Genomic DNA, 24,159 nt, shown 5'->3' on the forward strand with positions numbered 1-24,159 from the left:
GCCCGGCAACCGATTCGGCATCCAACAATTCACGCTGATCATCAGAGCGACCCTGCACCGATCAATCATCCCCAAAAACCCAGAACAAACCGACCCGGCACACCGTATTAATTCAGCAGACTCCTAGAGGTCCAACTGCGCCCCGAGCAGCGGGGTGAAGGTGTGCACGGGCGAGCGGTGGCCGTCGAGCTCGCCGAGGAACACCCTGGTGGTCACGCCGCCGGTGTGCCCAGGGGCGGGTGCGTAGTGCGCGAAGTCACGGCCGGTGTCGCGGTCGGACTCGGGCAGCGCGACCCACAGCTGCGCGCCGTGCAGCACGGTCGTCAACGCCGTGGAGACCTCGGAGTGGCAGATGCCCGCGCCCGCGGTCATCAGGTTCAGCTCACCCGGTCGCACCATCGCGTGCACGCCGGCGCTGTCACGGTGTTCGACCTCGCCGCTGAACAGCCAGCTCACCGTCTGCAGCCCGGTGTGAGGGTGCGGGGGCACGTCCATACCCGTGCCCCCGCGCACGTGTTGCGGGCCGTAGTGATCGGCGAAGCACCACGCGCCGATCAGCGACCGTTTCCCGTTGCGGAAGCGTGCGCCGAACCCGGATGGCCCGCGGACCGCCCAGCGGGACCTCGCGTGGGTGCAGGACACCCGCGAACGTCGAAGTGACGCAATCGACTTCGGCGGGGGCGGGGTCGGTGTTGCTCATCCCGCCAGCGTAGGCGCTGCCGGTCCGGCGGAGGAGCAGGTCAGCGAGACGGAGGTGCGGGCATCAGTGACGCACACGCCTGCGGCACCATCGCAGCGCGGATCACCTCGAGGTCGTGGTCATCGATCCGGAAGACGCCGAAGCGGAATTTATACCCCCAGCGGGACTTGTCCTCGATGAAGTCGAGATCGTCGAGCAGCGGCCGGATCGGCGTCTCGACACAGTCGAGGAAGTCTACGTTGCGACGCCACGGTAGAAAGTCCGGCGTCATCTCCGCCTGGTAGGGCTCGTCGTCGGCGACCTGACCGATCGCGGTGAACGCCTGCAGCGGCTGCCCGTCGGGATAGGCGGTCTTCGGGGAGTAGAAGACAATCCAGTCTCCCCGGGACATCTTGCGCAGCATGTGCGGCTTGCCGTGGTTGGCCTGAGTGAAACGGCCGCGAACACCGCGCTCGACGTGGTCGCGGCTGACCGTGTTGATCCAGTTCGTCATGACCGCACGCTATGCCTGCGGCCCGACATTCCACAGGGCCCGACCGCCCGCCCTGTCAATGGCCAGTTTGATGTCCCCACTGGTGGCCAGGTAAAAGTCCCCGCCCCGTGCGGATAGTTCATGGGTTGGTTAGGTGTCCTCCTTGTGGTGTTTGGCGTCTTTCATGCGGTAGGAGTCGCCGGCGGTGATTACGACGGTCGCGTGGTGCAGGAGTCGGTCGAGGATGCTGACTGCGGTGGTCTGCTCGGGCAGGAAGCGACCCCATTGTTCGAAGGGCCAGTGCGAACCGATGGCCAGGGACCGGCGTTCGTAGGCGCCGGCAACCAGGCGGAACAGCAGTTGGGTGCCGGTGTCATCCAGGGGTGCGAAGCCCAGCTCGTCGAGGATGATGAGGTCGACGCGTAACAGCGATTCGATGCTCTTGCCGACGGTGTTGTCGGCCAGCCCTCGGTAGAGGGTTTCGATGAGATCGGCGGCGGTGAAGTAGCGGACTTTGTGCCCGGCGTGGATCGCGGCGATCCCGAGCCCGATCAGGGTGTGCGACTTGCCAGTCCCAGCGGGTCCGATGATCGCCAGGTTCTGTTGAGTGCGGATCCATTCCAGGCTCGACAGGTAGTCGAACACCTTCGGCTTTATCGAGGATGCTTTGATGTCGAAGGACTCCAAGGTCTTGGTGACCGGGAACCCAGCAGCCTTGAGGCGGTTGACGATGTTGGAGGCATCGCGGGCCGCGAGCTCTGTCTCGACGAGGGTGCGTAGCACTTCCTCGGGGGTCCAGCGCTGGGTTTTCGCGGTGAGCAGGACTTCGGGTGCCGTGCGCCGGATCGCGGCGAGTTTGAGTCGACGCAGCCCGGCATCGAGATCGGCTGCCAGTACCGGTACTGACTGTGGTGGCACCGGTTTCGTTTTCGATTCTGTAGCCGACGTCGTCATGGAGTCACCCCGTTCTCGGCGACCGGGCCGACTTTGTAGGCGTCCAGCGACCGGGTCGGAGCGACGGGCAGATCAAGGATCAACGCCTCGCCGGCTGGACGTGGCTGCGGAGCACCGGCCCCGGCGGCCAAGATGGACCGCACATCGGCGGCGCGGAACCGTTTGAACGCCACCGCCCGATTCAACGCCGCAACCAGGGCGTCGGTGCCGTGAGCGGCACCCAAGGCCAGCAGCAGGTCCAGTTCGGCGGGCAATCGGCTGTTACCGATTGCGGCGGCCCCGATGAGGAATTTCTCGGCGCTATCGCTCAGGGCGCAGAACTGTTTCTCAGCAGTAGTTCTGGGGCGCGGTTGGCGGCTGGGTGCCTGCCGTGGGCGTTCGTAGTGCTCATCGAGGACCGAGGAGGTTCCTGGCATCGCCAGGTCGTGTTCAGCGACCACCTCACCGCAGGACTGTTCGACGATGAGCAGTTGGCCGTCGCGTTGAACCAAGATGACGGTCGACCCGATCAGGCGGGTCGGTACCGAGTAGCGGGCTGAGGCGAACCGCACACACGAGAGTCGATCCACCTTGCGGGTCACCGGCGGCGGACCGATCTGCAGACGCAGAGACGGCAACGGCCTGAGCACCTCTCGCTCTGCGAGCAGTCGCTGCTCGGGAACCGCGCAGATCTCCGAGTGCACCCGCGCGTTGACCTCGACACACCACTGACGCGCGGCGGCGTTGGCCTCGTGCACGCTCACCGACCGCCCCGCGATCTCGGCTTCGGTGAACAACGGCACAGCAGGTCGCGTTGGGCGTAGCCGGCCAGGTTCTCCACGATGCCTTTGGATTCGGGATCGGCGGCGTGGCAGAAGTCTGGTGCGAACCCGTAGTGGGTCGCGAACCGGACGTAGTCCGGGGGTGGGGACCACCAGGTTGGCGACTACCCCGGCCTTGAGGCAGCCCATCCGGTCGGCGAGCACCTTGTGCGGCACCCCGCCGATCGCGGCCAACGCTTCAGCGATCAACGCCATTGTGGTGGTGGCCTTCTCGTCGATAGCGAATGCTGCGAAGCGCCACCGTGAATGGGCCAGCACTGCGCAGAACAGGTGCAGCCCACCCACGGTGGCCCAGTCGATGACCAGGTACTCACCCGGGGTCCACACCGCGGGGCGGCGTCCCCGGTGATGGGTACTGCGCCACCGCTTCTTCGCCTCGGCGACCAGGCGACGAAAATTGCGGTCCGAGCCCTAATATCCCGCGGTCTGGGCAATCGGCAGGAGTCGCTTCGCCGAGATCCGGGCATGCGATTTCTCCACTCGCGCCGCGACCAACTCGGCGACCGCGTCATAATTGTGTTCGCGCTCGACACGAGGTGGCGGCGGCACCCCGGCCTGGTCGGCTTCGAACTTGTCCACGATCCGTTTGACGGTCTTGTGGGTGGTGCCGCACTCGTCGGCGGCGGCTCGGTACGACCCGAGTTCGTGATAGGCAGAAATGATGTCCATGCGGTCCTTCGCAGACTTCAATGGAACTCCCCGATGGTGACGATGACTGGTTGGCACCTTCACCGTCACCATCGGGGCCCGCAGTTCCTGATCGACACGACGAACACGGGGTGGAAACTTTTATCTGGCCACCATTGGGGACCTCCACTTGGCCACCAGTGGGGACTTTTTCATGGCCACGGACACGCCCTGTGGATAACTCGGGCACTACTCTGACGCCATGAGCGACGGCGCCGTCACGGCCGATTATCTGCGCAGCATCACCTTCGAGAAGCCGCCGTGGGGCAAGCGCGGCTACAACGAGAAGGCGGTGCCGGCATCAAGCGGCTGAAACTCGCTGGACGGGCGCTTCTAGCCGAACAGCATCACGGCGATGCTTGCGCCTGCCTGTGCTGGCGGGACCGCCGTCTCCTGTCAACCATGAAGGACCCTCGCTGACTCCATCTTTTCTTCCACCTCCCTGAGGAAGGCAACGGCGTCTGCGCTGGTTCGTACACCGGCGACCCGCGAAACGACCTCGGATCGCCGCGCCGGTTCGAGAGCCATTTCCTCTATTGCTGCGACCCTTACAGCAGTCGCGATGAGGCTGTCGTCCTCAGACACCGGCTGGTTCGGCGCTATCCGAGGCATCTGTCCTGCTGGCAGATTGCTGACAACGACATCGGGAAGTCTCATCGGCGGTCGGTTCTTGGTTGCGGCAGATTCGCCAAATGTGCCAATCCACAGCCGGGCTCGCGCGCGTGTCGCAACGGCGGCAGGTCGAAGAGATCCATCAGTGTTGCGATGACTGACGTGTGTTCCATCAGGCGATGCTCAACGGTATTTCGGGGAATCCACGGGGAGACAACGACGGCGGGAACGCGGGGTCCTAATTGGTCGAACTTGAATCCGTGAGTCCGACCGCTCGAGCCAGTGGGCGTAGCCCCCTCAGGGGCCACGTGATCATAGAATCCGCCATGTTCGTCGTAGGTGACGATCAGCATGCTGTTTTGCCAATGAGGTGACCTGCGGATGGCCTCGTAGGTCGCTTTGATCAGACGCTCACCCGCCGCAACTCCGCCCAGTGGATGCTGAGAGTTGCCTTTCGTGAAATCTCCCGTATTCAGAAGGCCACCAAAGTAATCCGGTTCGAGGTGAATGAATGCAGCATCGAAAGTCGGATCCTGGAGATCTCCAGCGAAGTCCTCAAAGTCGCGCACATCGAACGTGTTACTGATCCCATCCAGCTCTCCAACAACGGGAAAGTGATCGCCGGCGTAGATCCGCCACTTGATGTCGGCTTCATCGAGCAACTTGAAAATCGTTCCGCCCTCGAATTCGAATCCCCCGAAGTGATTCGTACTTGCTTCTACTATCTCCCATTTCGTCGGAGAGTCGTCGAAATTTCCGCTCGTCGCGGCACTGAGGAACATTCGGTTCGGCTCGGTCGATCCGGGCATCGAACAGAACCAACGATCGCAGACAGCGAACTCTCGAGCCAGCGTAGTCAGAATCGGCACCTGGTCAGGGCTGAAGCATCGCATGATCTCCTGACCCCGGTCATGGAAGAACCCGCCCTCAACCTTGGTGAGCTGCGAGAGAAAGCCTGTGTTGTTGACCTCGGGGTACGGACCGTCCGGCGTGAAGGCAACATACTGGCCGCACAGCTGTTCCAGTACGGCTAAGAAATCGTGACCCGGTGGGACCGTGATGTCCGGAGCGCCTTTTTGCACGAAGAATCGTTCGCCGCCGTAGCAATTGAATTCTGTGCCTTTGAGGCCGTCGGCTGTGGTAGGCTGCCCGGTCGCCGCGTCAGTACCGCTGATATCCGCGAATCCCAATAAATGGTCGTAACATCGGTTCTCAAGCATTAGCACAAAGACATGCTTGATACGGTCTCGATGCCGATGATCGCGAATGCGCTCCCGTCTTACCACCGTGTCTTGATTCGAATGACGGCCAAAATCTGCGAGAGCAAAGAGCGGGTCTTGGAACGTACCGTCACCGCGACTTCCAGCCACCCAGATGCCGTCGTCGCCGAATCCGACGATATCGGCGTGGCCGTTACCGGTGAGATCGACGACGAAACGGGGATGTTTGTCGACGCGGAGGTTCGGGGTCTGCACGTTCGCCACCGACGAGGGGCTGCGGCCCGACGAACTCGCCGTCGCGCTGGAGGAGCGCGGCTTCGACTCGCTGTTCGTCAGCGAGCACACGCACTACCCGGTCGCGGCGCCGCCACCGCCGGACACCGACATGCCGCCGCACGACTACCTGCGGTCGCTGGACCCGTTAGTCGCGCTGGCCGCCGCGGCCGCCGCGACCGAGCGGCTTTCGCTGGGCACCGGTATCGCGCTGATCGTCCAGCGCGACCCGATCACGCTGGCCAAGGAAGCCGCCTCGCTCGACGTCCTCTCCGGCGGCCGCATGCGGCTCGGCGTCGGCGCGGGCTGGTTGCGCGAGGAGATGGCCAACCACGGCACCGACCCGAGAACCCGGATGGCGTTGATGCGGGAGCGGGTGCTGGCGCTCAAGCAGATCTGGACGCAGGAGCGCGCCGAGTTCCACGGTGATTTCGTCGACTTCGACCCGATCTACTCGTGGCCCAAACCCGCGCAGAAGCCGCACCTGCCGGTGCTGATCGGCGGTAACGGGCCGACGGTGTTCGACCGGGTGCTCGAGTACGGCGACGGCTGGGCGCCGAACCTGCTCGGCCCGCCGGAGTCGTTGGTCGCCGATGTCGCCGAACTGCGCCGCCGCGCCGACGATGCCGGGCGCGGAAACATCCCGGTGACGCTGATCGGCGCCGACCGGCGCGGGTTCACCGACCCCACCGCCGACACCGCGAGGACCAGCGCACCGCTCACCGCCGACGAGATCGCGGTCCTCGCCGACGGCGGCGTGGACGAATGCGTCTTCTTCCGCGCCGCCGGGGCCGACCGCGACGCCGCGCTGGCGTTCCTCGACCACCTCGCCGAGCTCACCGAGCCGTTCCGGGATCCGCTGATGCGCGAGCGGTGAGACTTTGGCAGTCTGGGACGCGTGTCGGAGACGCCCAAGAACGGTTCGTGGTCGTCGCGTGACGGGGCGTTCGCGATCTACGTCGCATCACCCGAGGGCGACACCGGCAAATCGACGATCGCACTGGGCCTGATGCACCGGCTGACCGCCACCGTCGCCAGCGTCGGCGTCTTCCGTCCCATCACCCGGCTCGGTGAGGACCGTGACTACATCCTCGAGTTGCTGCTCGGGCAGAGCACCGCCGGGTTGCCGTACGAGGACTGCGTGGGCGTCGGCTACGAACAGCTGCACGACGACCCCGACGGCGCGCTCGGCGAGATCGTCGACCGCTACCACCGGATGGCCGAGAAGTGCGACGCGGTGCTGATCGTCGGCAGCGACTACACCGACGTCGCCGCGCCGTCGGAACTGTCGACCAACGCCCGCATCGCCGCCAACCTCGGCGCACCGGTCGTGCTGGCCGTCAAGGCCAAGGACCGCAGCCCCGACCAGGTCGCCCACATCGTGGACATCTGTCTCGGCGAGATCGCCGCCCAGCACGCCCACACCGCGGCGGTGGTCGCCAACCGGTGCGACCCGGCCGCGCTGAGCGCGGTCGTCGACGCCCTGAAAGGCTTCGGCCCCACCTGCTACGCGCTGCCCGAGGAGCCGCTGCTGGTCGCGCCGTCGGTCACCGAACTGCAGCAGGCCGTCGAGGGCACGGTGATCGGTGGGGACGACATCCTGCTGACGCGCGAGGCGATGCACGTCCTGGTCGCCGGGATGACGGCCGAGCACGTGCTCGAGCGGCTCACCGAGGGAGTCGCGGTGATCACCGCCGGCGACCGCTCCGACGTGGTGCTGGCGGTGCTCAGCGCCCATGTCGCCGAGGGGTTTCCGTCGCTGTCGTGCCTGATCCTCAACGGTGGTCTTGAGCTGCACCCGGCGATCGCGACGCTGGTCGCCGGGCTGGGACTGCGGGTGCCGATCATCACGACACCGTTCGGCACGTTCGAGACCGCGAGCCGGGTGGCCGCGGCCCGCGGACGGGTGACGTCGACGTCGGTACGCAAGATCGACACCGCGCTGTCGCTGATGGACACCCACGTCGACACCGCGGACCTGTTGTCCCGCTTGTCGATCCCGATCCCCACCGTGGTGACCCCGCAGATGTTCACCTACCAGTTGCTGGACTGGGCCCGCTCGGACCGCAAGCGCATCGTGCTTCCCGAAGGTGAGGACGACCGCATTCTGACCGCGGCGGGCCGGCTCCTGCAACGCGGTGTCGCGGACCTGACCATCCTCGGCGACGAAGCCCAGATTCGCGCCCGCGCAGCAGAACTCGGCGCCGACCTGGCCAGCGCTGTGGTGATCGACCCGAAGACCAGCGAGCTGTGCGACAAGTTCGCCGAACAGTACGCCGAGATGCGCAAGCACAAAGGCGTCACCGTCGAACAGGCCCGCGAGATCATCCACGACGTCTCGTATTTCGGCACCATGCTGGTGCACAACGGCATGGTCGACGGGATGGTCTCGGGCGCCAGGCACACCACCGCGCACACCGTGCGGCCCGCCTTCGAGATCATCCGCACGACGGCCGGCGTGTCCACGGTGTCGAGCATCTTCCTGATGTGCCTCGCCGACCGGGTGCTCGCCTACGGTGACTGCGCGATCGTGCCGGACCCGACCGCAGAACAACTCGCCGACATCGCGGTCTCCTCGGCCCACACCGCCGCCCGCTTCGGCATCGAACCGCGGGTTGCGATGCTGTCCTACTCGACGGGCACCAGCGGCACCGGCGCGGACGTCGACAAGGTCCGCACCGCAACGAATCTGGTGCGCCACCGCGAACCCGACCTGCTCGTCGACGGACCCATCCAGTACGACGCCGCGGTGGAACCGTCGGTGGCGAAATCGAAGATGCCCGACTCGAAGGTGGCCGGACGGGCGACGGTGCTGATCTTCCCGGACCTCAACACCGGCAACAACACCTACAAGGCCGTCCAGCGCAGTGCGGGTGCCATCGCGATCGGTCCGGTGCTGCAGGGCCTGAACAAGCCGGTCAACGACCTGTCCCGCGGCGCGCTGGTCGAAGACATCGTGAACACGGTCGCCATCACCGCGATCCAGGCGCAGAGCCTGTGAACCGGAACGTGCTGGTACTCAACTCCGGCTCCTCGTCGCTCAAATACGCGGTGGTGGAGGCGGACTCGGGGAACACCAGGTCCGACGGGATCGTCGAGCGGATCGGTGACAGCGAGGTCGCCGACTACGCGGCCGCGCTGCAGGTGGTGTTCGAGCGCCTGGCCGACGACATGGCGAACCTGGTCGCCGTCGGTCACCGGGTGGTGCACGGCGGTCCCGACATCTTCGCGCCCACCCTCGTCGACGACGCGCTGGTCGCCAAGATCGAGCAGCTGTCACCGCTTGCGCCGCTGCACAATCCGCCGGCGCTGCAGGGAATCGAGGTGGCACGCCGGGCGCTGCCGCAGCTGCCGCACATCGCGGTCTTCGACACCGCGTTCTTTCACGACCTGCCGCCCGCAGCGGCGATGTATGCGATCGACCGCGACGTGGCCGAGCGGTGGGACGTGCGCCGGTACGGATTTCACGGCACGTCGCACGAGTACGTCAGCCAACAGGCAGCCGAATTCCTCGGCGCCCCACTGGACTCGCTGCGTCAGATCGTGCTGCACCTGGGCAACGGCGCGTCGGCATCGGCGATCGTCGGCGGACGCCCGGTGGACACGTCGATGGGGCTGACTCCGATGGAAGGCCTGGTGATGGGCACCCGCTCCGGCGACATCGACCCTGGAGTGCTGGTGTATCTGTGGCGCACCGCGGGAATGAGCGTCGAGGACATCGAGAACATGCTCAACCGCAACTCCGGTGTGCGCGGTCTGGGCGGCGAGATCGATTTCCGCGTCCTGCACCAGCGCATCGACGCCGGTGATGCGAAGGCGTGTCAGGCCTACGACGTGTACATCCACCGGCTGCGCAAGTACATCGGCGCCTACCTCGCAGTGCTGGGCGGCGCCGACGTGATCGTGTTCACCGCGGGCGTGGGGGAGAACGACGCCGCGGTGCGGCGGGATGCGTTGAGCGGAATGGCACCGCTGGGAATCGAACTCGACGAACAGCTCAACGCGGAACCGAACGGCACGATCCGGCGGATCTCGGCGGAGACGTCGCCGACGACGGTGCTAGTTGTTCCCACTGATGAGGAGTTGGCGATCGCCCGCGCCTGTGTCGATCTCATCGAGCAGTGAGCGGGTCTTCTCCAGCGGCAGGGTGCATGCGGGGTCGCAGATGGCCAGCAGCCGGCGGACCTGCCTGCCGCAGCGCACCTGCCAGTCGATGCCGTTGCGCGAGCAGATCACGTTGATGTAGTGCAGGGCGGCGAAACCGGTTGTGCCGAAGAAGTCGACCAACCGCAGATCGATCACCAGCCGGCGCGCCCCGGCGACCTGCCCTTCCACGTACGTCGCGAGGGCTCGGCTGTTGGCGGCGTCGACTTCGCCGTCGACGGTGACGACCACCGTCCAGTTTTGCGCGTGGGTCGCGGAGAAGGTGCCTCGGTGATGACGCTCGCACTGATCGAACGTGCTGGGGTCGGGACGGAACACCCGGCATGTGCCTATCGCAGTCACGGCGCACTCCCTGCTCGTTGAGACGCTTTTGATCCCGCGGATGTCGTCAGGGCGGCCCGTGTCCTCTGGGTTCAGCCCTACATCGATGACGTCTGCAGTCGGCTGTGACCTCAACCTGTGACGCAGATTACTACGAAATCCGCGGCTTGACTATCCGTGTGACGACATGGGCGGACGCTGTAACGAAGGTCCTCAGAACGCTGGTTTGCTGGTTCTCGCTGCGGATTCCGTAGGCCCGGTTCAAGCTCACAGGCCGCCGGTGTCCGTGGTGAGGACGAATTTGCCGGTCGGCAACCGCGCGAAACGGCGAGGCAACCGGGGTGGCCTTCACTGGGGTGCAGCCGAGCGGGAGGAAGGTCAGATGTCGAGCATCTACGAGCGGATCGGTGGCCACGAGGCCCTCGAGGTGGTGGTCGACGACTTCTACCGCCGCGTACTCGCCGACGACCAGTTGAGCGGCTTCTTCACCGGCACCCACATGCCGCGACTCAAGGGCAGGCAGGTCGAGTTCTTCGCCGCCGCGCTCGGCGGCCCCGACCCGTACACCGGCGCTCCGATGCGCCAGGTGCATCAGGGCCGCGGCATCACCGTGCACCACTTCAACCTGGTCGCCGGGCACCTGGCCGCCAGCGTCGACGCGGCCGGGGTGCCCGCCGACACCACCGCCGAGATCCTCGCGGCCATTGCGCCGTTGAGCGCCGACATCGCCTCGTCGAGCGTGGCCTGAAGCCTCAGAACGTGCTCGTCGGCCGCACGCTGTTGGCGAGGTCGACCAGCGCGTAGCGGTGCGCCTGGGTGGGCGCCACCCGCGCCAGTGCCCGCAGCGAGGCCTCCACCCCGAGTTGCAGCCCGTGCTCGGTGAACGGGAAACCCAGGATGTGGTTGGTGCTGGCGGTGTTGTCGGCCAGCCAGTCCATCGCGGTGCCCAGCACCAGCGCGCGGATCTGCAGAACCCGCGGTTCGGTGTCGGGCAGCGCCTCCACCCGGCGGGCGGCGTCGCGGATCTGTTGTTCGGTGATCTCGCTGGCGCTGCGCCCGGACAGCAGCGTGACGGCGCTGGTGAGCCGGGCGGTGGTGAAGTGCCGTGACATCGCGGGCACCTTGTCGAGCGTCTTGACCGCGGCGTCTCGCTCCCCGGCCGCCGACTGGGCGCGGGCCAGCCCGAACCCGGCCGAGATCACGCCGTTGTCGGTGGACCACACGGTGTTGTAGAACTTGCCGGCGTCGGAGGTCCCGGCCAGTTCGGCGGTGGCCGCCAGCGCCAGCTTCGGGGCCAGCTCGCCGGGCATGGTGTCGAGCACCTCGGTGAAATGCTTTGTCGCCGAGTCGTAGTCGGCGGTCAGCAGTTCGGAGACGGCCTTGAACCAGATGACCCGCCAGGTCCAGCCCACCCGCTCGGCGAGGTCGTCGAGCTTGCGGCTGGCCTTGGCGACATCTCCGAGGTCCAGCAGTGCGCGCACCTCCATCAGCGGCAGTTCGACCGAATCCGACAGGTCGATGCCCTCGGAGTCCAGCGCGCCGTGCCGCGCCGCCCGCAACTGGTCGAGCGTCTGCACCGGTTGGCTCACCACGCTGGCCGACAACACGGGCGCGCCGACATCGGTGGGGTCGACCAGTGGGACCGGCAGCGCCTTGACGATCTCCTGCGCGGTCAGCCGTTCGGAGTGCACCTGGCCGTCGAGGTAGACGTCGGTGTGCGCGACCAGCAGGTCGATGCCGAACGTCGAGCGGGTGGGTGAGAAGACCGTCGACAGACCGGGTTTCGGTGAACCGGTGTCCTTGGCGACGACTTCGCGCAGCACCCCGAGCAGCTGCCCGGACATCTCGTCGGAGCCGGCGAACCGGCGCCGGGGATCGGGGTCGATCGCGCGCCGCAGCACCCGGGCGAACGAGTCGTACTCGACCAGAACCGGGTCGTCTTCGGGCAGGCCGTCGACGTAGCGGCCCTTGCGGGTGCGCAGTTTGAGGGTCAGCGCGGCCAGAGTGCGCCCGACGGTGTAGATGTCGGTCGCGACGGTCGGTCCGGTGCGCACGATCTCGGGAGCCTGGTAGCCGGGAGTCCCGTAGAGGTAGCCGAACGAGTTGATGGTCGACACCGCGCCGAGGTCGATGAGCTTGAGCTGCTCCTCGGTGATCATGATGTTCTCGGGTTTGAGGTCGTTGTAGGTCAACCCGATCGAGTGCAGATAGCCCAGGGCGGGCAGGATCTCGAGCATGTAGCCGATCGCCTGGGCCACCGGGAGCTTCTCGCCCTTGGCCTGTTTGAGCGACGTTCCGCCGACGTACTCCATCACGATGTAGCCGACCGGGTTGCCGTGCTTGTCGGCGTGCTCGACGAAGTTGTAGATCTTCACGATCCCCGGATGGGTGACCTCGGCCAGGAACTGGCGTTCGGCCATCGCGATCTTCTGCGCCTCGGCGTCCCCGGAATGCACCAGACCCTTGAGTACCACCGGACGCTCGTTGACGTTGTGGTCGAACGCCAGATAGACCCAGCCCAGCCCGCCGTGGGCGATACAGCCCTTGATCTCGTACTGGTCGGCGACCATGTCGCCCGGATTCAGTTGCGGCAGAAAGGAGTAGAAGCTGCCGCAGTGCGGGCATTCGCCTTCGGAGCGGGCCGGGGTCGCACCGTGTGAGCGGCCCACCGGGCGGCCGCAGTTCCAGCAGAACCGCTTCGACTCGGCGACAACGGGATTCGTCATCAACGCCTCGAGCGGATCCTTCGCGGGCACGCGTGGGATCTCCACCAGGCCGCCGCCGAGGCGCCGGGTGCGCGACAACGCCCGCGTCGTCGTGGAGTGGTCCTGCGGTTCGGTGTCGCCGGTGCCGGCCGACATGCCGTCGTCATCGTCGTCGAAATGCGGACGGAACACCGCTTGGGTCGCCATCGGGCGCACGGTCGAGACCGAGTCCATGCCCATGTCGTCGAAGCTGGCGGGCTGCGTGCCCGGCCCCTCCTCGTGGAAGTCGTCCTGGGTCATCAGTCCGAGTACCTCGCGACAGGTGGTGCGGGCGCGGGGCCGAGCACCGTGAGCCACTTGCGGTACAACGTGTTCCACGTCCCGTCGCGGCGGATCCGTTCGAGCGTGCCGTTGACGAACCGGACCAGGCCGGTGTTCTGCAGGTTCACCCCGATGCCGTAGGGCTCCTGGTTGAGGCTGGGCCCGACGATGTGCAGGTACGGATCCTGGGACACCAGCCCGGCCAGGATGGAGTCGTCGGTGCTGACCGCCTCGACCTGGAGCTGCTGCAACGCCACCAGGCAGTCGGCCCAGGTGACCACGCCGACGATGATCGGCGGCGGGGTGATCTGCTGGATCCGCTGCAGCGACGTGGTGCCCTTGGCGACACACACCCGCCGGCCCGACAGGTCCGAGGGCTGCCGGATCGTCGAGTCGCGCTGGGCCAGGATGCGCTGGTTCGCGGTCAGGTACACCGTGGAGAAGCCGACGTGCTTCTTGCGTTCACACGTGATGGTCATGGTCTTGACGACGACGTCGACCTGGTTGTTCTGCAACGCCTCGATGCGGTCGGCCGAAGACATGATCCGGTACTCGACCTGCGACGGGGTGCCGAAGATGTCGCGCGCGATCTCACCGGCGATGTCGACGTCGAACCCGGTGATCTGACCGGTGATCGGATCGCGGAACGAGAACAGGTTGCTGCCGATGTCCAGCCCGACGATCAACCGGCCGCGGGTCCGGATGTTCTCCACCGCCTCGTCGGCCTGCGCCTTGGTGGGGAACGGGCGCAGGCTCTGGGTGCGGTCGCAGTCCTCGCCGCCTTCGGGGACGCGGACCGGTTCCGGTGCGATCTCCTCCATCCCGGCCGGCGCGGGCGGCGCCAGCGTGACACCCGGCAACGACGTCGTCGACGCCACCTGCGAGCAGCCGGTCAGCACCAGGCCCGCGGCCAAGCACATCGCCAGCGCCCTCAACACGCTCATCACCTGTACTCGCTCAATCGTGGCCACAACCCCAGCGCCACCGCGATCGCCGCCACCACGCTGAGCACCGCGGCGCCCACCGTCGCCCCCGACAGCACCCGGTGCGCGTTGACGATGTCGTTGCGCAGCTGGGTGCGGCTCTCCTGTATCCCCTTGGACAGCGCCTCGTCGAGCTTGTTGAACGCCGGCGTCGAATCGTCGTCGCCGGTGCCCAGCGCGACCTGCGTGGCGGCCTGGTAGTTGCCGACGCTGATGTAGGCGTTGATCCGGTCATCGGCCGCCCGCCAACGCTGCAATAGTTCCTCGACGTTGGCCAGATCGGTCTTGTCGATCGCGTCTTCGCGGGCCAGGTACGCCGACAGCTGCTCCTGCATCATGTCGATGCGCTCGTAGTAGGACTGTTTGCGGACTGTCTCGTCGCCGCGCCGGATCAGCGACAGTGTCTCGTCGGCGCGGGCCTGCTGCGCGGTGATCGCCAGGTTGGTGACCGTCTTCAGCGATTCGGCGGCGGTGCCCTTGGCGCTGCGGCTGTCGGCCGTCGAGATCACCAGCGCCGTCCCGACCCAGATCAGCATGATCAGCACCGCCAGCCCGCCGGCGACGAAGCCGATGTTGATGCGCCGACGGGTGCGCCGCGCCAACCAGCGGTTGGCGAACGCCCCGAACAGCAGCGTCGCCAGCACCACCAGGATCACCGGGCCGGGGATGCGGGTGGAGGCGGTGGTCTCGGCGTCCACCCGGTCCGACGTCAGCTCGTAGAGCCGCTGCGCGCCCGGCAGGATCTGGCTCTGCATCAGCGCCGACGCCTCCGACAGGTACGACGACCCGACCGGGTTGCCGGACCGGTTGTTGGTGCGCGCGGTCTCGACGAGCCCGGTGTACACCGACAGCTGCGCGTTGACCCGACCGAGCAACTGGACGAGGTCCTCGTCGGTCAGCCCGCTGGAGGCCCGGGTGACCGCCACCGACGCGTCGGTGATCGCCTGTTCGTAGCGCTGCCGCACGTCGCGGGGTTCGGCGCCGGCGATGAACGCCGTCGCCGCGGCGGCGTCGGCCACCGACAGCGTCGTGTACAGCTGACCGGCGGCGAACGCCAGTGGTTCGGTGTGGTTGAGCACCGTGGTCAGCGCCCGCTGACGGTCGTTGATCGTGGTGGAGGTGGCGAACGCGCTGGCGATCACCAGCGCCGAGAGCACCACCCCGATGGTCAGGATCCGCCCGGGCGTGGTCCACAGAAACCACCAACGCGGGTGCGACGGGGTGGTCGGTGACCGCGATGCGAGCGGTTCCGTCGACGGGTGCGCCAACTCCACAGTCACGTGTGCGCGGACCTCATCAGCATCGCTTTCCGGCTCGTCGTTTCGACCGCTCTCACTCTATGAAAGAAGTCTAAGAGCTTCCGGCAGCGCGGGCGGCCCTATTCTTGACGCGTGCGTGGCGATGGTGACGGCTGGGTGGTGTCGGACAGCCGTCAGGCTTTCTGGGGTCGGTTCGGCGCGGCGGGTCTGATGTTGCGGGCACCGGACCGCGACGGTTCTCCCGCGGTGCTGCTGCAGCACCGGGCGGCGTGGAGCCATCAGGGCGGGACCTGGGGTTTGCCGGGCGGCGCCCGCGACAGCCACGAGACCGCCGAGGAGGCCGCGATCCGCGAGGCCCACGAGGAGGCCGGGCTGGCCCAGGACCTGGTGACGGTCCGCAAGGTCGTGGTCACCAAGGAGGTCGTCGCCTCCGACGGCGCCCGCTGGAGCTACACGACCGTGATCGCCGACGCACCGGAGATGCTGGCGACCGTGCCGAACCGGGAGAGCGCCGAGTTGCGGTGGGTGTCGGTCGACGAGGTCGCCGACCTGCCGCTGCACCCCGGCTTCGCCGCGAGCTGGCAGCTGCTGCGGCAGGAGTCCGCGGCGATCCCGCTGCTGGTCAACCGCGAGCCGTGAGGGCGCCCCTGAGGTGCTCGGCGGCCGCGCGCGGGTCGTCGGCGGCGGTGATCGCGCGTACCACCACGACGCGGCGCGCACCGGCCGCCAGCACTTCACCGAGCCGCTGCGCGTCGATCCCGCCGATCGCGAACCACGGCTTGTCGGTGCGCTGCTCGGCGGTGTGCCGGACCAGGTCGAGGCCGGGAGCCGGGCGGCCCGGTTTGGTCGGGGTGGGCCAGCACGGCCCGACGCAGAAGTAGTCGACGGCTTCGTCGATCGCGGCGTGCACCTGCTCGACGTCGTGGGTGGACCGGCCGATCACCGTGTCGGCGCCGACGATGTCGCGCGCAACACGAAGCGGCAGGTCGTCCTGGCCGAGGTGCAGCACGTCGGCGCCCGCGGCCCGCGCGATGTCGGCGCGGTCGTTGACCGCCAGCAGCGCCCCGTGCCGTCGCGCGGCGTCGCCGAGCACCTCGAGCGCCTCGAGTTCCTGGCGGGCCTCCAGCGGCCCGAACCGCTGCTCACCCGGTGAGCCCTTGTCGCGCAGCTGGATGATGTCGACCCCGCCGGCCAGTGCCGCGTCGGCGAATTCGGCGAGGTCACCGCGCTCGCGGCGGGCATCGGTGCACAGATACAGCGATGCCGAAGCCAGGCGTTCCCGAGGTTTGTGCACACCGCGACGCTAGCGACTACGGTGGGGACTCGACACGGGAGTCCCGGGACGGGGGCTGAGAGTGGGCGCGCCGCCCTTACCGTCACACCTGATCCGGGTCATGCCGGCGAAGGGAGGGATCGTGGACTCAGGGAACATCGCGGCGACGAACGGCACGCTGGCCGTCATCGGCGGCGGCGTCATCGGGCTCGCGGTCGCGCGCCGCGCGCTTCTGGACGGGTGGTCGGTGCGGGTGCACCGCAGCGACGTCCGCGGCGCGTCGTGGGTGGCCGGCGGCATGCTCGCCCCGCACAGCGAGGGCTGGCCGGGCGAGGAGAAGCTGCTCGGGATCGGGCTGGAGTCGCTGCGGCTGTGGCACAGCGGCTTCCTCGACGGTCTGCCCGCCGAGGTGGTCACCGCGCGGGAGTCGCTGGTGGTCGCGGTCGACCGCGCCGACGCCGCGGACCTCAAGACTGTCGGTGAGTGGCTGGCCGCCCAGGGACATCCGGTGACGATGACGTCGAGCGCACGCGACATCGAACCGCTGCTCGCGCAGGGCATCCGGCACGGCTTCCGAGCCGAAACCGAACTTGCCGTTGACAATCGCGCGGTCGTCGACGCGCTGGCCGCACTGTGTGAACGGCTCGGCGTGCAGTGGGCGTCCGCGGTGTCTGATCTCGCCGAGGTCGACGCGGACACGGTGGTGATCGCCAACGGGATCGATGCGCCGACCTTGTGGCCCGGGCTGCCGATCCGTCCGGTCAAAGGTGAGGTGCTGCGGCTGCGGTGGCGCCGCGGATGTATGCCGGTACCGCAGCGCGTGATCCGCGCCAGGGTGCACGGCAGGCAGGTGTACCTGGTGCCGCGCGCCGACGGGGTGGTCGTCGGCGCCACCCAGTACGAACACGGCCGTGACACCGCGCCCGCCGTCACCGGTGTGCGCGAACTGCTCGACGACGCGTGCGCGGTGATGCCTGCGCTGGGGGAATACGAACTTGCCGAGTGCGCAGCCGGGCTGCGGCCGATGACCCCGGACGGGTTGCCGGTCGTCGAACGGCTCGACGAGCGCACACTGGTGGCTGCGGGTCATGGAAGAAATGGTTTCCTGCTCGCGCCGTGGACTGCGCAGCGGATCGCGGCCGAGCTCGATGTCACGGTTGGAGTAGGTCGATGAAGGTCACCGTCAACGACAAAGCGGTGGAAGTCGATTCGGCGATCACCGTCGCCGGGTTGCTGGAGCAGATGGGCTTCCCGGAGAAGGGCATCGCCGTCGCGGTGGACTGGTCGGTGCTGCCGAAGTCCGAATGGCACACCGCGCTGGCCGACGGGTCCCGCGTGGAGGTGGTGACGGCGGTGCAGGGTGGCTGATTCCGGGAAGCTGACCATCGCCGGTCGGGAGTTCGGGTCCCGGCTGATCATGGGCACCGGTGGTGCGGCCAATCTGGCGGTGCTCGAGGAGGCGCTGATCGCCTCCGGCACCGAGTTGACGACGGTCGCGATGCGGCGGGTGGACGCCGAGGGCGGCACCGGACTGCTCGACCTGCTCGGCCGGCTCGGTATCACACCGTTGCCCAACACCGCCGGTTGTCGCGGGGCGGCCGAGGCGGTGATGACCGCGCAGCTGGCGCGTGAGGCGCTGCACACCGACTGGGTGAAACTGGAGGTCATCGCCGACGAGCGTACGCTGCTTCCCGACGCGGTCGAACTCGTCAGGGCCGCAGAACAATTGGTGGATGACGGTTTCACCGTGCTGCCCTACACCAACGACGATCCGGTGCTGGCGCGACGGCTGGAGGACACCGGGTGTGCGGCGGTGATGCCGCTGGGTTCGCCGATCGGCACCGGGTTGGGTATCGCCAACCCCCACAACATCGAGATGATCGTCGATGCCGCCTCGGTGCCGGTGGTGCTCGACGCCGGGATCGGCACCGCCAGCGACGCCGCGATGGCGATGGAATTAGGTTGTGACGCTGTACTTTTGGCGACTGCCGTCACGCGTGCCGCGGACCCGCCGACGATGGCCGCGGCGATGGCCGCCGCCGTGACGGCGGGCCGGCTGGCCCGGCGGGCCGGCCGCATCCCCAAACGGTTCTGGGCGCAGGCTTCCAGTCCCGCTCTATGAGCCGCTATGTGGCGCTGGGCAGTTCGATGGCCGCGGGCCCGGGCATTCGGCCTCGGGTCAAGGGTTCACCGTTGCGGGCCGGCCGTTCACAACGGAACTACGCGCACCTCGTCGCCGCTCGGCTGGGCCTTGACCTCGTCGACGTGACGTACTCCGGTGCCACCACCGCCAACATCCTGACGTCGCCGCAACCCGGTGCCGCGCCCCAGATTTCGGCGCTCGACGGCACCGAGGAACTCGTCACGATCACGATCGGCGGCAACGACATCGGCTATGTGCCGATGCTGATGGTCGCCGGGCTGCCAAGGGTTCTGCGGGCCGTGCCGCGGCTGGGTGCGCTGGTGGATCGGGATGCGCGCGAGGCGGCGCTCGCCGGGATCGGGTCGGCGCTCGAGGACGTCGGACGGCAGGTGCGTGGGCGCTGTCCGCAGGCGCGGGTGTGCTTCGTCGACTATCTGACGCTGTTGCCGCCGGCGGGTATCCCTGCGCCGCCGCTGTCGGACGTCGACGCCGCGACGGGGCGCCGTCTCGCCGAAGGGCTCGAGCAAGCGACCGCCGAGGCGGCCGCGGCCACGGGGTGCGAGGTGGTGCGCGTCGCCGAAGCCAGCCGAACCCACCACGCGTGGTCGGCGGATCCGTGGACGACGAGGTTCGGGCTGCCGCTTCCCGGTCGCCCGGCGCCGTTGCATCCGAACGCGGCCGGGATGCGCGCCGTGGCGGACCTGGTTGTGGCGCAGGTGAGCTGAAATAGTGGGCCGATGATCGAACTGGCCGGACTGACCAAGGTGTTCGGCCGGACCCGCGCCGTCGACGACCTCACGTGTTCCATCGAGGCCGGACTGGTCACCGGGTTTCTGGGGCCCAACGGGGCAGGGAAGTCCACGACGATGCGGATGATCCTGGGACTGGACCATCCGACCTCGGGCAGCGCCACGATCGGCGGGCAGCCCTATCGAAAGCTGACCGATCCGCTGCGCACGGTCGGAGCCCTGCTGGATGCGCGGCAGGCCCATCCCAACCGGTCGGCGCGCAACCATCTGCGCTGGATCGCGGCCACCAACCGCATCCCGAGCCGGCGGGTCGACGAGGTACTCGAGATGGTGGGCCTGGCAGCGGTCGCGGGCAAGAAGGCTGGAACGCTGTCGTTGGGGATGGGCCAGCGGCTCGGGATCGCGGCGGCCCTTCTGGGCGACCCGCCGGTGTTGTTGTTCGACGAACCGGTCAACGGGCTGGATCCCGAGGGCATCCGGTGGGTGCGCACGCTTATGCGGTCGCTGGCCGCCGAAGGCCGCACGGTGTTGGTGTCTTCGCACCTGCTGGCCGAGATGGCCAACACGGCCGACCGCCTGGTGGTGATCGGGCGGGGTCGGCTGATCGCGTCGACGACGGTCGCGGAGTTCGTCGGCCGCTCGGGTGCCGGGGCGGTGCGGGTGCGCAGTCCACAGGCCGACTCGCTGCACCGGGTGCTCGCCGACGCGGGACTCGCGGTGCAGGCCGATCCCGCGGGGGCCGCGCTGGTGGTGACGGGTACGACTACGGACGTGATCGGCGACCTGGCCGCCCGCAACGCGATCACGCTGCACGAGTTGAGCGCCCGCCAGGCCTCGCTCGAGGAGGCCTACATGGAACTGACCGATCAGGCTGTCGAGTACCGGACGTCGGGCGCATGAGCGCGGTGTCGCTGCTCAACGCCGAGCGGATCAAGCTGGCCACCACGCGCTCGTCGGTGTGGATCGCCGTGGGTGTGGCGGTGTTGAGCCTGGCGCTGGCGGCGCTGCAGGGGGGATTGGCCTCGTCGTCGCTGGAGCCGCAGCGGGCGGCGTTGGGGATCGCGGTGTTCGGGGTGCCGGTGCTGATGGTGCTGGCGTCGATGACGGTGACCGCCGAGTACCGCAGCGGGATGATCCGTACGACGTTCCTCGCCGCGCCCAACCGCAGCCTGGTCCTGGTGTGCAAAGCGGTTGTGGTGGCGGTCTTTTCGGGGGTGTATGCGGCGGCACTGGTTCTCGGTTCGATCCTGACTGCGCGGGCGGTCGCGGCGGTGCCGGCGGGAGCGGAGTTGTCCACGGCGTCGGGTGAGGTGTGGCGGGTGGCCGGGGCGGTCGGGCTCTACGCGGCGCTGGCCGCGGTCCTCGGTGTCGGGGTCGGTGCCCTGCTGAGAGCTGGGCCGGGCGCGGTGGCGGTGTTGCTGCTGTGGCCGCTGGTGGTCGAGCCCATGCTGGCCAACCTGCCCGATGTCGGCACGCGCGTGGGGCCGTATCTGCCGTTCGCGAATATCTTCCTGGTGACCGAGGTGCCGTGGCTGTACCCGGTGTACGCGATGGCGTGGGGTCCGGCGGGATCGCTTGTCTTGTTCGTCGCGGTGGTGGCGGTGGTGTTCGGCGCCGCGGTCGCGGTGGTGAACGTGCGCGACGCCTGATCTGCGCCGATTCGTGCGGTGCGGCGGTGCGCCCGGGACGCCGCGGGTGGCCGATCTTTGAGCGCGGCGATGAATTCATGGCAAAGAACCGGTTTGACGCCACCGTTAAAAAAGTATGCGCAGGTTGCGGATACCGAACGCGCCGGGCAGTCGGGTCCTGCGACTCTGAGCTGGATGTTTGCGATGTGAAACATCGGAGCGATCCGATTCCGGGGGTTGTTGCGAAGCGAAATACGCGGTCACCGCTAGCAAACTTTTTGGATCTCGTGTTCTGGGCTCGCAGCGGGTTAGCTGACGGACATGCGGGCGGGGGTGGCCCCAGACGCGGCAAGCGATGAAGGCGAGGGTGTGCTTCGGGCCGCCCGGGGGTTCGAATGGTTCTCAGGCCTGTGACGACCGGTTTCTTGGTGGCAGTCGCCATCCGGGAGTTCCGGTTCGGACGGATGTATGCCCGGCGCTGATCCGCTGACGGCTCGGCTCCGCGCCCGTTTGCGACGCTAAATACTTCGCTTAGCGAAAGGCACTAGCTAAATTTGCTGACCGTGTGGCAAAATCCGCCGCGAGGGCCATTTGTCCCAAATTTGGGAGACATGGCCCGTTTGGGGTCAGGCGGAGCCACCAGGTTCTGCGACGAGAAGGGTCGGGTCGATGGGTGATATGCCGGCGCGGGGACGCCACCGGGCTTCGAAGAGAAAATCGGGCGTCAACGTACAACCCGACGGTCGGGCAGGCGCGCGTGGTCGGCACCGCGCAGCTCCGAATCCCCTTTTCAAGCCACGCACAGTGGGGCTGGGCGTGTTCGCCGGTGGCATGGCCCTCACCCTCGCTCAGTACCAGGCGCCACCGACAGTGGCCGTCCAGTTGGTCAATGCGCCCGGCGCGCTCGGGTCCGGTCAGGTGCCGCTCGCACCCGCCGACAGCGACAGTGACTCCGGTGACGGAGGTAGCACCGGCGGTAGCACCGGCGCCGGCACCAGCACCGACGGAGATGCCGGCGGCGACACCGATGGCGGCGCCGACGGCGGAAGCACCGGCGGTGACAGCACCCCCAAGACCCGGGTCGGGGCAGGCACCACCAGCGGCGGCGCGATCGGGACCACCTCCGGCGGCGACGAGGAGGAATCCGATGCCGATTCCCGACTCTCGAGCTCGGACCCGGAGAAGGCCTTCGGCCCGACAGCCATCCTGGGCGGCGTCGTCGGCGGCCTCACCGACACCGTGGGTGGCCTGACCGACGGGCTGACAGACACGGTCGGTGATGTGACCGATGGCCTGACGACTGCTGATGTCACGGGCACGCTCGGCGATGTCACCGACACCCTCGGCGATGTGACCGACACTGTCGGTGACCTGACCGGCGATGTGACAGACACAGTCGGCGATGTGACCAACACAGTGGGCTTGACTGACACGTTGGGTGATGTGACGGACACCGTCGGTGACCTGACTGGGGACGTGACCGACACGGTCGGCGATGTCACGGACACGGTCGGTGACGTGACCGGTGATGTGACCGACGGGCTGACGACCGCTGATGTCACAGGCACTCTCGGCGATGTCACCGACACTCTCGGTGATGTGACCGACACGGTCGGCGATGTGACCGGGGACGTGACCGACACCGTTGGTGACATCACCGGTGACACAGGAACTTTGGGCACCCTCGGTGACACGTTGGGTGATGTGACGGACACGGTCGGGGATCTGACCGGGGATGTGACCGACACGGTCGGCGATGTCACGGACACGGTCGGTGATGTGACCGGTGATGTGACCGACGGGCTGACGACCGCTGATGTCACAGGCACTCTCGGCGATGTCACCGACACGCTGGGTGATGTGACGGACACCGTCGGGGATCTCACCGGGGATGTGACCGACACGGTCGGCGATGTCACGGACACGGTCGGTGACGTGACCGGCGATGTGACGAACACCGTCGGCCTGACCGACACGCTCGGCGACACGTTGGGCGATGTCACCGACACGTTGGGTGATGTGACGGACACCGTCGGGGATCTCACCGGGGACGTGACCGACACGGTCGGCGATGTCACGGACACGGTCGGTGATGTGACCGGTGATGTGACCGACGGGCTGACGACCGCTGATGTCACAGGCACTCTCGGCGATGTCACCGACACTCTCGGTGGTGTGACCGACACCGTCGGGGATCTCACCGGGGATGTGACCGACACGGTCGGCGATGTCACGGACACGGTCGGTGACGTGACCGGCGATGTCACCGACACGCTCGGCGACACCCTCGGCGATGTCACGGGCACGCTCGGTGATGTGACCGACACGGTCGGCGACCTGACCGGCGATGTGACGGACACCCTCGGCGATGTCACGGACACGGTCGGTGATGTGACCGGCGATGTCACCGACACGGTTGGCGATGTGACGAACACGGTTGGCGATGTGACCGGGGATGTGACCGACGGGCTGACGACCGTCGACGTCACGGGCACTCTCGGCGATGTCACCGACACTTTGGGAGATGTGACCGACACGCTCGGCGACACGTTGGGCGACGTGACCGACACGCTCGGTGACGTGACGGACACCCTCGGCGATGTGACCGGCGACGTGACCGACACGCTCGGCGATGCCACCGACACGTTGGGTGACACGTTGGGAGATGTGACCGGTGACCTCGCCGGCGCAACCGATTCCACCGATGGTGGGCAGGGTGGTGACAATGCGCTCACCCGCTTCTTCCACTGGCTGGGCGGACTGGTCCAAGGCGTCATCAACTTCTTCGTCAACCTCATCCGCACCGCAGTCGAAATCGTCACCGGACAACAGCCGTTCCGGACCGGCGGCGGCAACGGATGGTGGGAGCTGTAA

General features: G+C 67.5%; 20 protein-coding genes and 2 pseudogenes. 12 read left to right on the forward strand and 10 right to left on the reverse strand.

Features of this window, described 5'->3' with window-relative positions:
* Positions 1 to 126: 126 nt before the first annotated feature.
* The 5 genes and pseudogenes from BHQ18_RS17500 to BHQ18_RS17525 all read right to left on the reverse strand — a co-directional run.
* Positions 127 to 700 (reverse strand): annotated as a pseudogene (locus tag BHQ18_RS17500) (pirin family protein); the annotation flags it as partial.
* A 40-nt stretch (positions 701 to 740) separates the two neighbouring features.
* A complete protein-coding gene (locus BHQ18_RS17505; RefSeq protein ID WP_069414920.1) occupies positions 741 to 1,193 on the reverse strand; it encodes an EVE domain-containing protein in 453 nt (150 codons plus the stop codon).
* Between the two features lie 129 nt (positions 1,194 to 1,322).
* The gene (gene istB, locus BHQ18_RS17510; RefSeq protein ID WP_069414921.1) at positions 1,323 to 2,126 is read right to left on the reverse strand and encodes an IS21-like element helper ATPase IstB; all 804 of its coding nucleotides are present in this window, start codon (positions 2,124 to 2,126) and stop codon (positions 1,323 to 1,325) included.
* Positions 2,123 to 3,637 (reverse strand): annotated as a pseudogene (istA, locus tag BHQ18_RS17515) (IS21 family transposase). The gene istB and the pseudogene istA overlap by 4 nt, the downstream one beginning before the upstream one ends.
* A gap of 650 nt (positions 3,638 to 4,287) precedes the next feature.
* Positions 4,288 to 5,730: an alkaline phosphatase family protein gene (locus BHQ18_RS17525; RefSeq protein WP_234794217.1), complete on the reverse strand. Its 1,443-nt coding sequence runs from the start codon at positions 5,728 to 5,730 to the stop codon at positions 4,288 to 4,290.
* Between BHQ18_RS17525 and BHQ18_RS17530 the strand changes: the two genes are divergently transcribed.
* Genes BHQ18_RS17530 through BHQ18_RS17540 form a run of 3 tightly spaced genes read left to right on the forward strand, consistent with a single transcriptional unit; the run spans position 5,693 to position 9,864 of the window.
* Positions 5,693 to 6,616 (forward strand): LLM class F420-dependent oxidoreductase, encoded by a 924-nt coding sequence (locus BHQ18_RS17530; protein WP_069414923.1) that lies wholly within the window; start codon positions 5,693 to 5,695, stop codon positions 6,614 to 6,616. The genes BHQ18_RS17525 and BHQ18_RS17530 overlap by 38 nt on opposite strands.
* Positions 6,617 to 6,637: 21 nt before the next feature.
* On the forward strand, positions 6,638 to 8,740 hold the full coding sequence (gene pta, locus BHQ18_RS17535) for a phosphate acetyltransferase (RefSeq protein ID WP_069414924.1): 2,103 nt from the start codon (positions 6,638 to 6,640) through the stop codon (positions 8,738 to 8,740).
* Complete coding sequence (locus tag BHQ18_RS17540) at positions 8,737 to 9,864, forward strand: acetate kinase (RefSeq protein WP_069414925.1); 1,128 nt, start codon at positions 8,737 to 8,739, stop codon at positions 9,862 to 9,864. The genes pta and BHQ18_RS17540 overlap by 4 nt, the downstream gene beginning before the upstream one ends.
* Here BHQ18_RS17540 and BHQ18_RS17545 read toward each other — a convergent pair.
* Positions 9,799 to 10,134, reverse strand: coding sequence for an STAS domain-containing protein (locus BHQ18_RS17545; RefSeq protein WP_234794218.1), 336 nt, complete (start codon positions 10,132 to 10,134; stop codon positions 9,799 to 9,801). The genes BHQ18_RS17540 and BHQ18_RS17545 overlap by 66 nt on opposite strands.
* A 472-nt stretch (positions 10,135 to 10,606) precedes the next feature.
* Between BHQ18_RS17545 and BHQ18_RS17550 the strand changes: the two genes are divergently transcribed.
* Complete coding sequence (locus tag BHQ18_RS17550) at positions 10,607 to 10,972, forward strand: group I truncated hemoglobin (RefSeq protein WP_069414927.1); 366 nt, start codon at positions 10,607 to 10,609, stop codon at positions 10,970 to 10,972.
* A 4-nt stretch (positions 10,973 to 10,976) separates the two neighbouring features.
* On the opposite strand, the gene BHQ18_RS17555 is transcribed toward BHQ18_RS17550, so the two are convergent.
* The 3 genes from BHQ18_RS17555 to glnX are packed head-to-tail and all read right to left on the reverse strand — an operon-like array spanning position 10,977 to position 15,513.
* Positions 10,977 to 13,229, reverse strand: coding sequence for a serine/threonine-protein kinase PknG (locus BHQ18_RS17555; protein WP_069414928.1), 2,253 nt, complete (start codon positions 13,227 to 13,229; stop codon positions 10,977 to 10,979).
* The gene (locus tag BHQ18_RS17560; RefSeq protein WP_069414929.1) at positions 13,229 to 14,194 is read right to left on the reverse strand and encodes a glutamate ABC transporter substrate-binding protein; all 966 of its coding nucleotides are present in this window, start codon (positions 14,192 to 14,194) and stop codon (positions 13,229 to 13,231) included. The genes BHQ18_RS17555 and BHQ18_RS17560 overlap by 1 nt, the downstream gene beginning before the upstream one ends.
* Positions 14,194 to 15,513, reverse strand: coding sequence for a protein kinase G-activating protein GlnX (gene glnX, locus BHQ18_RS17565; protein WP_069414930.1), 1,320 nt, complete (start codon positions 15,511 to 15,513; stop codon positions 14,194 to 14,196). The genes BHQ18_RS17560 and glnX overlap by 1 nt, the downstream gene beginning before the upstream one ends.
* A 111-nt stretch (positions 15,514 to 15,624) precedes the next feature.
* Between glnX and BHQ18_RS17570 the strand changes: the two genes are divergently transcribed.
* Positions 15,625 to 16,131, forward strand: a complete 507-nt coding sequence (locus BHQ18_RS17570) for an NUDIX hydrolase (RefSeq protein WP_069414931.1) — start codon at positions 15,625 to 15,627, stop codon at positions 16,129 to 16,131.
* Here BHQ18_RS17570 and thiE read toward each other — a convergent pair.
* Entirely contained in the window at positions 16,115 to 16,786 is a 672-nt protein-coding gene (gene thiE, locus BHQ18_RS17575; RefSeq protein ID WP_069414932.1) for a thiamine phosphate synthase, read from the reverse strand. The genes BHQ18_RS17570 and thiE overlap by 17 nt on opposite strands.
* Positions 16,787 to 16,886: 100 nt before the next feature.
* Here thiE and thiO point away from each other — a divergent pair, with 100 nt between their 5' ends.
* The 7 genes from thiO to BHQ18_RS17610 all read left to right on the forward strand — a co-directional run bounded on the left by thiO (position 16,887) and on the right by BHQ18_RS17610 (position 24,159).
* Entirely contained in the window at positions 16,887 to 17,939 is a 1,053-nt protein-coding gene (gene thiO, locus BHQ18_RS17580) for a glycine oxidase ThiO (protein ID WP_165614570.1), read from the forward strand.
* Positions 17,936 to 18,133 carry a sulfur carrier protein ThiS gene (gene thiS, locus BHQ18_RS17585; protein WP_069414933.1) on the forward strand — a complete coding sequence of 66 codons (198 nt, stop codon included), beginning with the start codon at positions 17,936 to 17,938 and terminating at the stop codon, positions 18,131 to 18,133. Before thiO ends, thiS begins: the two co-directional genes overlap by 4 nt.
* A complete protein-coding gene (thiG, locus tag BHQ18_RS17590) occupies positions 18,126 to 18,887 on the forward strand; it encodes a thiazole synthase (protein ID WP_069414934.1) in 762 nt (253 codons plus the stop codon). Before thiS ends, thiG begins: the two co-directional genes overlap by 8 nt.
* The gene (locus tag BHQ18_RS17595; protein ID WP_069414935.1) at positions 18,884 to 19,633 is read left to right on the forward strand and encodes an SGNH/GDSL hydrolase family protein; all 750 of its coding nucleotides are present in this window, start codon (positions 18,884 to 18,886) and stop codon (positions 19,631 to 19,633) included. Before thiG ends, BHQ18_RS17595 begins: the two co-directional genes overlap by 4 nt.
* Positions 19,634 to 19,645: 12 nt before the next feature.
* On the forward strand, positions 19,646 to 20,557 hold the full coding sequence (locus tag BHQ18_RS17600; RefSeq protein WP_069414936.1) for an ABC transporter ATP-binding protein: 912 nt from the start codon (positions 19,646 to 19,648) through the stop codon (positions 20,555 to 20,557).
* The gene (locus BHQ18_RS17605) at positions 20,554 to 21,306 is read left to right on the forward strand and encodes an ABC transporter permease (RefSeq protein WP_069414937.1); all 753 of its coding nucleotides are present in this window, start codon (positions 20,554 to 20,556) and stop codon (positions 21,304 to 21,306) included. Before BHQ18_RS17600 ends, BHQ18_RS17605 begins: the two co-directional genes overlap by 4 nt.
* A gap of 810 nt (positions 21,307 to 22,116) precedes the next feature.
* A complete protein-coding gene (locus tag BHQ18_RS17610) occupies positions 22,117 to 24,159 on the forward strand; it encodes a beta strand repeat-containing protein (protein WP_131815706.1) in 2,043 nt (680 codons plus the stop codon).

This window comes from Mycolicibacterium flavescens (assembly GCF_001722335.1).
GTDB lineage: Bacteria > Actinomycetota > Actinomycetes > Mycobacteriales > Mycobacteriaceae > Mycobacterium > Mycobacterium flavescens.